The following is a 12,802-nucleotide window of genomic DNA, read 5'->3' as shown; positions in this document are numbered from 1 at the left end:
CGGACCGGGGTGCCGGGTTCACCGGCATCCCGGTCCCTCACCGTCCTCGGTACTGGCGGCGCTCCTCCTGCGTGACGATTCGCTCGTCGCCGGACGTCGGGTACTCGTCCTCCTCGACCCGGCTGCCCCGGCCCTGCCGGCCGATCACCGCCGGCGCGCACTCCGGATCGGTTCCCCAGACCTCTTCGTCCTCCTTCAGCCAGGTGCTGCGCTCCCGATCCCGCTCCCGCTGGTTACCCGTGCCGGAGCCGCCCATCATGCCCGGCATGAAGGGCATGCCGCCGGCGCCCTGCGCGGCGTTCGATCCGCCGGGCAGGCCGCTGCTGCCGGCCGATCCCGGCACGCCACCCACTCCCGCCCCGGTCCCGCCGGTCCCCGCCGTGTTACCCACGGTCCCTGTTCCACCGACGGGCATGCCGAGCCCGGCACTGCCCAGCACGCCCGGCGTGCCGGACACGCCGGGCACCGAGGAGAAACCGCCGGTGCCGAGCACCAGCCCTGGAATGTCCGGGTGGGTGCCCGTGCCAGGCTGGCTGACGTCACCGATCACCAGACCCGTGTCGCTCCGGTCCGGAAGCGGTGACACGTCGAGGCCGTCGACCTTCGTCGGGAACTTGCTGGTGTCCACCGGGGTCGTCTGCCAAACCGGCAGTTTCGTCAGACCCCCCGTCGTGTCGGGCAGCTTGCCGGGCAGACCGAGGTTGGCCCGCTGCTGCGTCGTCAGCGGAATGTCGTCGAGCAGCCCGGCCTCCTGTAGCGCGCCGAGCTGCTCCGGGGTGAGCTGACCGAGCGTCGGGTTCGCGCCACCCGGGACCCCGAGGCCGTTACGGCGCAGGAAGTCCGCCTGCTCCTGGGAGAGCGGCACGTTGTCGAGAAGCCCCACCGAGTCCAACTGTCGAAGCTGCTCCGGCGTCAGGTCACCCAGGCTCCCCGGCGTGGACGCGCCGGCGCCGGGGAGCGAATCCCAGCCCGGGATTCCGCCGACGACACCCGGGTTGTTCGCGAAGGGATCCACGATACCCGCACCCGGCCCACCAACGCCGCCGGTCGCGTTCGGGTAGGAATTCGCCCAGTCTCCGAGCGAACCGTTGCCGCCGTACGACCCGTTCGGCAGCGAAATTCCGAACTGCGGAACAGACCCACCGTCGGACGAGGAGTTCGGATACAGATCCCACGGCCCCAGCCCTGCCTGGTCCTCGTTGGGAGGCACACTGCTCAGGCTGGAGAAGGCGTCGTCCCAGTTGGGAACGGCGCTGTCCCAGTTCGGCACGGCACCGTCGAAGTTCGGGATGGCGTTGTCCCAGTTCGGCACGGCACCGTCGAAGTTGGGAACGGCACCGTCGAAGTTGGGAACGACTTTGTCCCAGTTCGGCACGACGTCATTCCAGTTGGGAACGGCATCGTCCCAGTTCGGCACGACGTCATTCCAGTTGGGCACGACGTCATTCCAGTTGGGCACGACGTCATTCCAGTTGGGCACGACGTCATTCCAGTTGGGCACGACGTCATTCCAGTTGGGCACGACGTCATTCCAGTTGGGAATAAAGTTGGCCCAGTTCGGGATGAAGTCCGCCCAGTTGGGTATCCCGCCACCGCCCCCGTTGGGCGGCGAAAGGGGTGCCACCGGCGTGGGGTCCACGATATACAAACTGTCGCGCCCGAAGGCAAACGCACTCACTAGCTTCGCTGCCTCGGCGAGCACGGGCGCGAAGGATTCGACGAGGTGGTTACGCCACGTCGTGCGCAGGTGCTGATCCAGCTTGACCCACCCGTTGAGGTCGAACGCGTCGAACCCAGAGGACAGCCCCACCCACTCGGGCGGGGTCCAGATCGCCGTGGGCGCCGAGTAGTGCTCCTCGAGTTCTGAACCCCCGGTGGAGGTGTACGTGGACGAGCCGCCGCTCGAAGTGTCCGCGTACTGGGTGCCCAGATCCCAGGCGCCCGAGGGCGTTCGAGTGGGGTCGCCGTAGGCGAGTTTGCTCTCGTTGAACATGCTGGCGATGATGCGGTACGGATGCTGCCAGTGGAGGGCAGGCGAAATCTTATTCCACACCATCACGGCATTCAGCAGGGCCTTGATGAATGCTCTCGACGCATCCGCCATCGAGCCGAGCGCGGCGTCCCACCGCACGTACTGGGTGCCGATGTCGTTGAGGAATTGGTCGGCGACACGCACTCGCTGATACCAGGCAGACTCCGCGGAACCCTTGAACTCGGGGTTCTTGGTGTTCACCTGCCCGATCTGCTGCTGCAGGGCGGTGGACATCGCCCCGGCCCTCCCGGCCAGGCCGAACAACACCTGCCGGGCCGACTCCAGCGAGTTCGGGTCGAACGAGGTGCCGGGCCCGGCCACGTCGGGAATCTCGCCGAGGAGATATTCCCACGCGGCCCCCAACCCGATGACCGGGTTGGCCGAGGCGTTGACCGTCTTCGTCGGATCGGCGGTGTTGGTCTTCTGCCCTTGGGCGTTGTCCCTGTTGGTCAGGCCCACCCACACCGTGACGCGGGTGATGCGCTTGACCCAGCCGTCCTGCTGCCACTTGTAGAAGGTGACGGCGTCCTTGTTGTATTCCGGTGCCCAGGAACCCGTGTGGCTCAGTGTGGACGTCTGCGCGATCAGCCAGGGGGGGCCGGAAGCGACCGCATTCGGCCGGTACGCTTCATTGATCAAGCTCTTACTCGGATCCGACTGGCCACCCCCGCTACCGGAGGTGGCCAGTTGGTGCGTCCCGGTCATGTCGCCGAGCACCAGACCGAGAATGTTCAGCAGGACATCCTCGATCGTCGAGATGTTTGGTGTCGCCACTACAAGCCTGACTTGGGAATGAAGCCCTCGAAATCCGTGGAGCTGAGTGCGTTCAACTCCTCGGCGGTGTCGGCCTCGGCCAGCAGGAACTTGATGCCGTACTCCAGCGCGTAGAGCTGGGCACGGGCGGAACTGAAGCGCGCGGCCAGACCCGACCGGGTGGTATCGAGCCTGCCTACCATGTCCACCGCCTCGGCGAATTTCGCCCCACCGAGCCGCAGCACGAACGGCTTGGTCATGTCGACGGTCGAGTCCGGCAGGTTACCGTACTGGACGACCTTGCCGTACACCTTGTCGATCTCGTCGACCTGTCCGGTGTATACGCCCTGAAGCTGCGTCAGGTAGGCCTGGTTGATGATAATTTCATTGTTCTTCATCGTTTTTCCTCCGAGGAGAAGTCGCCGCCGAACGGACGGGGCCGGCCGCACCGCCCGGCGGCGACGCGTTTCGATGTCCGACCCTATCCGCCGAAGATGCCCGCGCCCCGCTGGTCACCCCGCTGGTATTGCTGGATGATTTCCTGAAGGGTCTGGTTGCCGCGGGCCAGGGCCACCTTCATCTGGCCCTGGCCGTTGTTCCACGACTGCTGGGCGCTGGTGTAGGCAGCGGGTGCGTTACCGTTGTTCGCCTGGGTGAACTGCACCACCGAGGCCTGCAGGGTGGCCAGCGACGCATCCAGCCTCCTGGTCACCGCGACGAGTTCATCCACGACGGCGTGCGCCGCGGCGGGATTGATGCTGTAGTTGGCCATTTTGGTCTCCTCAATGTTGGCTGCGGTCGGATGCGTGTCGAGGGTTCGGCGATCAGGTCCAGGTGGCCCCCATCTCGTTGTGCTGCATCGGGTTGTACGGGCTGGGAAGGAGGTGCGGTCCGTTCGCCCCGCCGGGCACGGCCTGCGCCTTCTAGCCCCCGAAATCGGCCCACGTACCGGCCTGCGCGCCGACGGTGCTCTCCGTCGTGGCCGTCAGGCTCGAGTAGGTCTGCATGTTCTCGTTGAGCATGTTGAGGCCCTGCTGGACCCGGACGAAGCCGTTCTGCCACTCGGCGATGGCGTTCATGAACTTCGGCGCGGCCTCGTCGCTCTGCCACTGCGTCCTGAGCTGACCGGCCAGGGACTCGACGGTCGCCTGGACGTTGCGGCACTCGGCCTGGCAATGCTCGAACGCGCTGACCATGGCGGTGATAGTCGCCTGATCAGCAACAATTCCTCCTGCTGGCACGCTGTTCTCCCTGTCTGTGCGCGGGCGATGTGGCCATCGCCAGTCGGTGGTGTGGTGTCGTGCGGTGATCCCGAGCTGGCTGGTGGTTCCGCTCGTCACCCCCCTCCCGGACGGACCAGCGTCGGGCCGATCGGAAGCAGGCTGACCAGTGCCGTTGGCATCACAACGGCCTGATCGGCCGAGTATCCGAGGGCGGCGAGGTCGACCACGGCGACCTGGTAGGCGACGCCCCGCTCGTCGATCAGGGTGTGCGGTCGCTGCTGCGCCGGCCACGCGGGGTCCTTGCCCGGGGGCCTCAGCAGGGCGCCCCCGCCCGGCAGGACCCGCACCGCCACCCGGGGCTTACCGCTGCCGGCGGCCCTGACCGGGCCGTCGGTGGCCGCCGGCGCGGCGGTGGCCGCCGTCAGCACGACCGCCGGCCCTTGGGACCGCCCCGAGTACTCCAGGCACACCGCGGCGCCGTCCGGGGTGGCCCGCGGCTTCGGTGGGCTCACCGGCAACGTGGTCAGCGGACGGGCCGAGGCGTCGCGGGCGTTCGCCGCCAGGTCGGCCGCCGTGATGGTGGCCTCCCCTGTGGAGCCCGGCCTGGCCCGTTCGAGCAGGTACTCGGTGTCGGTCAGGGGAGCCAGCCCCTCGGTGGTCATCAGGTAGTGGCCGATCGTGCTGCCCAGGTCGACGCGGAACATGTCACCCACCGTCGTCCGCCGACCGGCCACCGTTCGCCCGCGTTCGCCCGCGCCGGGAACGACCGGCGGGCCGACCGTGCCCGCAGGCGGGATCAGGTCGAGCCAGGACGGGTCGACCGGCGTCGGGACCGACAGCCCCAACCCGAGCACGTGGGCCACCCATACCTGCCCGAGCAGCATTCGCCGGCCGCCCCAGAGCAGGTGGGTCCGGCCGGCCGCGGTCACCGTCAGGGCCTCATCCGGGCCGAGCGGCGAGGGGGCCACGGGTACGTCGATGTGCACCGCGAGACCGGCGGCACCCTGGTCGCAGACGCGCCACACGCGCTGGTTGATTCGCTTCGGCGGCAGGACCTGAGGACCGTCCGCACTGCCCACCGGCTCGCCCCGGGGGACCTTCGCGAGCTGGGACGAGGCCACCGTCACCGGGGTCAGCCGGCCACCGGCGAGCAGCGTCGCCGTGCCGAGGTCGTTCACCGGCCGCAGCCGGCCGGAGGCCAGCACGTACCGCGCGCCGGTCGAGGCGTCCACGACCAGGGTGTTCGCCTGCTGCCACCGGGTCGAGCCCGACGACCCCGGGAACAGGGCCCAGACCCCGATCCCGGCCAGCAGCAGGACCCCGAGCACGACACCGGCGATGGTGCCGGTCCGGTCCCGCCGGGTCGGCGACTCGGAGGTCTCCGGTTCGGCCAGCACCAGCGCCCCGGTCACCCGGGCCATCATGTGCCGCTGTGCATCCACCTGGTCCCGACGTGAGGCCATGTCAGCCCACCTCCGCCCGGACCAGCGCGATCACGCCCATGGTCACCACGGCCGTCGGCAGCAGCGCGGCGACGGCGGCGGTGTGCGTCCAGTCGCCCAGCCGGCCCCAGATCGGGTTGAACCGCCGACGGCTCGCCACCCGCGCGGCCGTACCGCAGACCGCCGCCAGGACGAGGCAGAAGGCGACGGCCAGCATCGCGGTCGACGGACCTCGCCCGGCGGTCGCGCTCAGGCACCAGACCGCCATGGCGACCAGCGCCGGCCCGGCGAGCGCCAGTCGGTGCCAGGTGCTGGTCATCGGGCGGGTGACGAGGATCTGGGCGGCGGCCGCCAGCCACGCGGCCAGCGGGGCGGCCCAGCCCGGCGCGGTGACCAGCCACACCATCGCGACCCCGGAGACCAGTCCCAGCGCCGCGTACAGGGCGGTCATGAACTGGTCCGCGACGGCCGCCCCGACGAGCACCTCCTCCGCCGCATACGGCTCGATGTCCTTCTGCAGCTCGGACGGTTCGGTCGGCATCTCGGGCAGGGTGAACCCGGCGAGTTTGAACGTGACCGCCGGCACGGCCAGCCGCAGCACCGTAGTGACCGTGACCAGAGCCGCGGCGACCCCGGTCCAGCCGAAGGCAGCCTGCTCACGCAGCATGACCGCCACCATGGCGAGCAGCCACAGGCACGCCAGCCCGGCGATGACCGGCCGCCTGCTGGTGCGCGGGGCGACCAAGAGGCATACCAGCAGCGCGGAGAGCGTACCGGCGGTGACCCCCGCGAAGATCAACGGAGGCAGGGCCGCCCCGGCGTCGGTGGCCGGAAAGAGCCAGGCGGCCACGTCGACGGTGACGAGCACCGTCGCGCCCACGCCGGCGCCGCCGAGGATGCCGGCCATCGCACGGTCGGCCCACTTGCGGGCCACCGCGTACCCGGCGACGCAGCAGAGCACCGCCACCGTCGCGAGCAGCACCGTGCGACCGAAGTGGTCCTGCCACACCTGCATGGCGGCGAGAGCGGTGCCCAGCCAGGCGGCCAGGAGCAGCAGCCCCGCCAGCCGCGTGGTCTGCGGAAGCCACCGTCCGGACCGCTTGCGGATGCCCGCGGAGACGCCGTCGATGAGGTCGTCGTAGGCCAACGGTGGGATCTGGTCGGTGCGGGGGCGCAGGTAGACCAGCTCCCCGTCGAGCAGTTCCAGGTCGGCCACGGTCCGTGACTCGTCCAGCGCCGGGCCGCCGAGCCGGCGCGCGATCCACCCGCTGTGCTCCAGCCCTCGGTCGGCGAGGTCAGGGCCGAGCGCGCCCAGCAGGGCCGGCATCATGTCGGCCAGCGGGATGTGGGTGGGTAGGCTCACGTCGACCTGGCTGGTCGGCCCCACGACCAGCAGCCGGCAGAGGTCCCCGCGATCCTGGCTCATACCTCTACCACGCCTGGTTCTCGGCTGAAGTTCACCGTGACGGTGGGTGTCGATGACATGTCACCGCGCCGCCGCTTCCCGCAGCCGGGCCGGGGCGCTGCACTCGCCCAGGAACCAGAACTCCCGTCCCGTGCCGGCGTCGGAGCCGAACCAGACGTCGGGTTCGGCGGTGCGGTCCAGCAGTGCCTCCGCCTCGGGCGGCAGCACGACGACGTCCAGGGTCTTGTCCTGGTTGCGCCGGCGGTCGGTGACCGACGTGACCGCGCCGAGGTCGGCGCTGAGGTACGGAAAGGCGAGCAGCAGCGCGGTCCAGGCCGTGTCCGGGTCCGGCAGCCCACGGATCAGCGGCGCGACGGCGGTGAGGGCGAGATCCCCGCCGCGCGACAACTGCTGCCAGCGCAGCAGGCTCACGCAGTCGATCAGGGTCGGCAACGGATCCGGGTCCAGGCAGGGGATCGGCGCCTCGCCGCCCACCGGCGGCAGCCAGCTAAGGTCGCTGTTCCCGCGCACGGCGGGCGCCGGCTTGACCAACTCGGCTGCGCTGATGCCCAGCCGCGCCAGCACCCACTGGTGCACCCGGCCGGTGCGGATCGGGGTGACCGCCCAGGTCCACGTCGCCGCCTCACCGACGGCGGGTGTTTCGGGCTTCGCCGGCTCCTGCGCGGCGAAGACGACCCGCTGGTCGCGCAGGTAGTTGTAGCGCGCCCCCTCCACCCAGAGGGCCAGCGCGGGATGCCCCGCCGGGGCCAGGACGACATCGTTGAGGACGACCCGGTCGGTGAGCACGTGCAGGGTGAACCCGTGCGGTGACGCGGCGACCCGGTCGAACAACGCCGGCAGCCGGGTCGGGCCGTCGGCGTCCGGCCGACCCGGCCACCGACCCTGGAACAGCCGATACCCGGCACCGTTGCCCGACGTCGCCTCCTCGCGCTCGGGGCCGCCGGGCCCCTTCCCGGGCGGCCCCTCGGCGTCGGGCAGGAAGAGCAGGTCCCCGTCGGCGTACAGGCCACCGAAGCGGTAGATCACCTCGACCCGCAGGTGGTCGCTGGCCGCCGCGAAGGCCTGCGGCGACCGCCGCCCCATCTCCAGGGCGAACGGGGTGTGCAGGATCATCGGTGCTCGCGCGTGGAACACCTCGAACACGCTGACCAGGTGGATGCCGTGGGCCTCGGCCCACGTGAGCAGGTCACGGACTCCGGCCAGCGGGTCGGACCGACCGGCCGGGGCAGGCGGGGTCAGGCGGGCCGCGTCGAACTGGGCGCGGGGGATGTCGGTCCACAGCACGAAGTCGACCTCGCCGGCGTAGTGCGCCGCCGCGGCGCCGTAGTTGGCCCAGAAACTGTTCGCGGCGGGCAGCGCCCGGCCCAGCCAGATGCCGTGCACGACGTGTGGGATGACGGTGGTCGCCGGCAGCGGCGGCGTCTGCTCCGGCTGCCCCCAGCACCGCTCGCGGCCGGTCCGCGCATGCGTGCTCACCCGGCCGGCGTCGGCCGCCAGCGCGGCGGGTGCCAGGCCGGCCCCCCGGGGCGCGGCCCGGGTCATGCTGAGTCGCCGCAACAGTGGCGCGACCAGGTGCGGCGCGAGGCGACGCAGATCCACACCGCTGAGGAATTCGGGCATGTCGGGTACGCGCCGGGTGTGGAAGATGTCACCGCCGATCCAGCGTCGCGCGACGTTCTCCTCCGCCGCCCAGGCGTACAGGCCCGCATAGGTCAGCCGGCGCAGCCAGCCCACCAGCGCCAGGTCGCTCGGCCACGCGGTCGGCGCGGCCGACGGTCCGGGCAGGCAGGCGTGGGCGTGCAGCCGACGGGCCAGTTCCTCCGCCGCCCGACGGACCTGACGGGGCGCCGGTGCGCCCGCCGCCCGATCGGACGCCGGGGCCGCCGGCGGGCACGGACGGGTGTCGGTGCGCGTCATCGGCCGGTACTGGGCTGGGCCGCGGGCTCGGGGACCCGGCCGGTCTGGATCAGCCGGCCGCCCCGCCGGGTGCACAACAGCGCCCGGCCCGGCGGCAGGGTGCGCGGCTTGGTGTTGCCCAGCAGCGGGCCCTCGGTCGGTGGGCAGGAGAGCGCGACGTCCGGGGTGTTCAGCTCCTGGATGCGCCGCAACAGCGGGTCCATCGACAGTCGCATGGCCCCGGCGGCGGCCCGCGTGACGACCACGTGCAGGCCGATGTCGCCGCCCTGGGGCAGCAGCGGAATCAGCCCGCTCAACGGGCTGTCGTGCCCGGCGAGCAGTTCGTAGTCGTCCACCAGGACGAACAGCTCGGGGCCGCTCCACCAGTCGCGGGCGCGCAACTGCTCCGGGGTGATGTCCGCGCCGGGCACCCGCCGGGCCAGCCCGGCGAGGGCATCCGCCACCGTGGCCCGGGTGCTGTCCGCGGAGACCGAGTAGCCCAGCCGGTATGCCTCGGGAATGTCGTCGAAGAGCTGCCGCCGGTAGTCGACCGCCATGATGCGGGCCTGCGCCGGCGTGTGGCTCGCCGCGACCGCGCGGGCCACCAGGCGCAGCAGGTTGGTCTTGCCGCTCTCGGTGTCCCCCAGCACGGTCAGGTGGGGCATCGCCCGGAAGTCGTGCCAGACCGGCGCGAGCCGATCCTCGTCAACTCCCAGCGCGATGCGCGTCGACTCCGGTGCCGGCAGTTCGTCGGTCGACAGCGCCAGGGGCAGCGTCCGAACCTCGGCGGCCCGCTCCCCGGGCCAGTTGTCCAGGATCGCCGAGACCAGCTCCCCGGTGGCGGCGTCGAGTCCCTCGGCCGACTGCACGCCGTCGATGCGGGGCAACGCGCCGAGGAAGTGCAGCTTCGTCTCGGTCAGGCCGTGACCGGGCCGGCGGGGCACCTGCGCCGCCGCGCGCAAGTCGATCCCGGACTCGACCGGGTCGCCCAGGCGCAGCTCCAGGCGGGTGCCCATCTTGTCCCGCATGGACATGTGCAGCTCGGACCAGCGGCCCATGGAGCACATCACGTGGATGCCGTAGTTCAGGCCCCGCGCCGCGATGTCGCGGGTCACCTCCTCGGCCACCTCGAACTCCTGGCGCAGGGTGAACCACCCGTCCACCACCAGGAACACATCGCCGAAGCGGTCCTGCGGGATCCTGCCGGCCGCCTGGGCCTGCCGGTACATGTCCCGACCATGGATACCGAGCTCCGCGCACCGGCGTTCCCGGTCGACCAGGATCGAGCGGACCTCGGCCACCGTGCGCAGCACCCGCTCGGGTTGGTGCCGGCCGGTCACACCGCCGATGTGGGGCAGCCCGGCGAGCCCGGCCAGGGACCCGCCGCCGAAGTCGAGGCAGTAGAACTGCAACTGCTCCGGGGAGTGGGTCAGGGCCAGCCCGCACACCAACGACCGCAGCAGGGTGCTCTTGCCGCTCTGCGGTCCCCCGGCGACGCCGATGTGGCCGCCGACACCGGACAGATCCACCACGAGCAAGTCACGCATCTGCTCGAACGGCTTGTCGATGAGGCCGATCGGCAGCCGCAGGTAGCTCTGCCCGCCCGCGTCGACCGGGCGCAGCCCGTGTTCGGGGTCGGGCAGCAGGGGCGGGAGGACCTCGTCCAGGGTCGGCGGCTGCTCCATGGGCGGCATCCAGACCTGGTGCGCGGGCGGCCCCTGGTCGACGAGGCGGTCCACCAGCGCGTGTAGCACGGTGGTGCCCGTCTCGACGGGCTGCTCCGGTTCCCGGTCCACCGGCGGCGTCGGGAACGCCAGGTGCCGGGCGGTGAACGGGACGACCTGGCTGGCGATCACCTCGTGGTGCAGCTTGGTGCTGCGGACGCGGTGCGGACCGGACACGTACGCCGCCTTGAACCTGGTGATGCTCGTGACGCTGGAGCGAAGGTAGCCGTTGCCCGGCTCGGCCGGCAGCTCGTAGGCGTCCGGCACGCCGATGACCGCCCGGGACTCCATCGCGGAGAAGGTGCGCAACCCGATGCGGTACGACAGGTGGCCCTCCAACTGGTGGATGCGGCCGTCCTCCAGCCGCTGCGAGGCCAGCAGCAGGTGGACCCCGAGGGATCGACCGAGCCTGCCGATCATGACGAAGAGCTGGATGAAGTCGGGATTCGCGGCGATGAGCTCGCTGAACTCGTCCACGATGACGAAGAGCGTGGCCAGCGGATCGAGGTCCATCCCGTCCACGCGGGCCTTCTCGTAGTCGCGCACCGAGCTGAAGTTCCCGGCCCGGCGCAGCAGCTCCTGCCGGCGGACAAGTTCCCCGTGCACGGCGGTCTGCATCCGGTCCACCAGGGCGGCCTCGTCGGCGAGGTTGGTGATGAGCGCGGAGACGTGCGGGAGGCGGTCGAGGCCCACGAACGTGGCGCCGCCCTTGAAGTCCACGAGCACGAAGTTGAGCGTCTCGGAGGAGTGGGTGGCGGCCAGGGCCAGCACGAGCGTCCGCAGCAGTTCGCTCTTGCCCGACCCGGTCGCCCCGATCAGCATGCCGTGCGGCCCCATCCCACCCTCGGCCGACTCCTTGATGTCCAGGGTGATCGCCGAGCCGTCCGCGGCCACCCCGATCGGCACCCGCAGCCGGTCGGCGGGCGCTCGTCCACGCCACAGCGGGGCGGGATCGAAGTCGTCCAGGCTGGGGATCTGCAGCAGGTCTGGCAGGTCGAGGACCGCGCTGAGCCCGGTCGCGGGCTGCTCCCCGGTGACCTTCGTGCCGTGCCGGGCCATGATCCGCACCAGGGCCCGCAGCCGCACCTGGTCCACGCCGTCCGGCGCGGCGAGCCGGGTGCGCACCTCCCGCCCCACGTGGTCCCGCTCCACCATGTGCACGTCCGCCGCCGACACGTCCAGGTTCAGCACCTGCTCGTCGTTCGCCGCGCCGCGCCCGTCGAAGTCGATGAGGACCGCGTTGCGGTATCCGGAGACGACGAGCCGGGCGCCCGGCGGGATGAGGCCGCCATCGCAGACCACCACCACGAACGGCTCGTCCCGCGAGGGCTGGGCGGTGCCGTCGTACCGGGAGCGGGCCGAGAAGTCGCTGCCCAGCAACGCCTCCACCTCCTCCAGCGTGCTGCCGGAGAGCCGGACAGCACCGGCGGCGTCGACGTCGAAGGCGTGTTTGGCGTGCGGCAGCCACTTGATCCACTCCCACTCCGGGGCCTGCTCCGCGCCGACGCAGACCGCCAGCCGCAGCTCGTCGGGGGCGTGGAAGGTGGTGAGCTGGGCGAGCATCGCGCGCACCATGCCCAGCGCCACGGTCCGGTCGCCGCCGATCCGCACGTGCGCGAAGCCCGCCAGGTTCAGCGCCACCGGCTGGTCGGGCAGGGTCGTGTACGCCTTGATGAACCGGCGCAGCGCCTTGGCGCAGACCGGCTCCAGGTCCTCCACCGGCTTGCTCTGCACGGGGGTGATGCGCACCGACAGCCGCTGGGAGCCGGTCCCGATCCGGATCTCGGTGAAGTCCGGATGCGTCGGCCGGCGCTCCCACAGCCGGCTGGTCATCGCCAGCGACCACAGCGACTCCGGGTGTGGATGCCGCCAGGCCAGCGCGTCCCGCTGCTTCTCGGCGTACTTGCGGACCTGCCCCCGGGTCTGCGACAGGTAGCGGAAGTAGTCGCGACGGTCGCCGTTGATCTGGTCCTTGCGGTTGCCGGAGGCGCTCGTCATCTGCATGACGAACATGCCCAGCATGCCGCCGCCCATCATCATGATCATGATCATGCCCATCGGGCTGTCGAGCGCGCTCCGCCCGAAGAACATGAACATCATCCCGCCGGTCATCATGAGGCTCGGCAGGATCATCCCGACCGAACGGATCCCGCCGGCCTGGACCTCCGGGACGACCGGCGGCTCCTGCAGGGAGATGTCGCCGTGCGGGAGCTCGGGGCCGTTGCGGCGGGCCGGCCGCCGGAAAGGTTTGGTGCTCACACTCACCACACGGATGCGGACCGCAAAGAGTTTCCCGTCTCGGCATG

The 12,802-nt window shown here is 71.1% G+C and carries 8 protein-coding genes; all 8 read right to left on the bottom strand.

All coding sequences use genetic code 11. The annotated features are described in order from the left end of the window. Positions 1–37: 37 nt before the first annotated feature. Entirely contained in the window at positions 38–2,806 is a 2,769-nt protein-coding gene (locus tag SNR22_RS06975) for a hypothetical protein (RefSeq protein WP_320065630.1), read from the bottom strand. Then, complete coding sequence (locus SNR22_RS06970) at positions 2,806–3,183, bottom strand: hypothetical protein (RefSeq protein ID WP_320065629.1); 378 nt, start codon at positions 3,181–3,183, stop codon at positions 2,806–2,808. The genes SNR22_RS06975 and SNR22_RS06970 overlap by 1 nt, the downstream gene beginning before the upstream one ends. A gap of 83 nt (positions 3,184–3,266) precedes the next feature. Further along, on the bottom strand, positions 3,267–3,557 hold the full coding sequence (locus SNR22_RS06965) for a hypothetical protein (protein ID WP_320065628.1): 291 nt from the start codon (positions 3,555–3,557) through the stop codon (positions 3,267–3,269). Between the two features lie 151 nt (positions 3,558–3,708). Further along, on the bottom strand, positions 3,709–4,026 hold the full coding sequence (locus SNR22_RS06960; RefSeq protein ID WP_320065627.1) for a WXG100 family type VII secretion target: 318 nt from the start codon (positions 4,024–4,026) through the stop codon (positions 3,709–3,711). A 95-nt stretch (positions 4,027–4,121) separates the two neighbouring features. After that, entirely contained in the window at positions 4,122–5,471 is a 1,350-nt protein-coding gene (eccB, locus tag SNR22_RS06955) for a type VII secretion protein EccB (RefSeq protein ID WP_320065626.1), read from the bottom strand. Between the two features lies 1 nt (position 5,472). After that, the gene (gene eccD, locus SNR22_RS06950; RefSeq protein WP_320065625.1) at positions 5,473–6,876 is read right to left on the bottom strand and encodes a type VII secretion integral membrane protein EccD; all 1,404 of its coding nucleotides are present in this window, start codon (positions 6,874–6,876) and stop codon (positions 5,473–5,475) included. 60 nt (positions 6,877–6,936) lie between these two features. Continuing rightward, complete coding sequence (locus tag SNR22_RS06945; RefSeq protein ID WP_320065624.1) at positions 6,937–8,793, bottom strand: hypothetical protein; 1,857 nt, start codon at positions 8,791–8,793, stop codon at positions 6,937–6,939. Beyond that, positions 8,790–12,755 carry a type VII secretion protein EccCa gene (gene eccCa / locus SNR22_RS06940; RefSeq protein WP_320065623.1) on the bottom strand — a complete coding sequence of 1,322 codons (3,966 nt, stop codon included), beginning with the start codon at positions 12,753–12,755 and terminating at the stop codon, positions 8,790–8,792. The genes SNR22_RS06945 and eccCa overlap by 4 nt, the downstream gene beginning before the upstream one ends. Positions 12,756–12,802: the final 47 nt, after the last annotated feature.

The organism is Micromonospora sp. RTGN7, assembly GCF_033804645.1.
Taxonomy (GTDB): Bacteria; Actinomycetota; Actinomycetes; order Mycobacteriales; family Micromonosporaceae; genus Micromonospora.
Note: the sequence above shows the minus strand (reverse complement) of the source record. Positions and strands in the feature narration are given on the sequence as shown.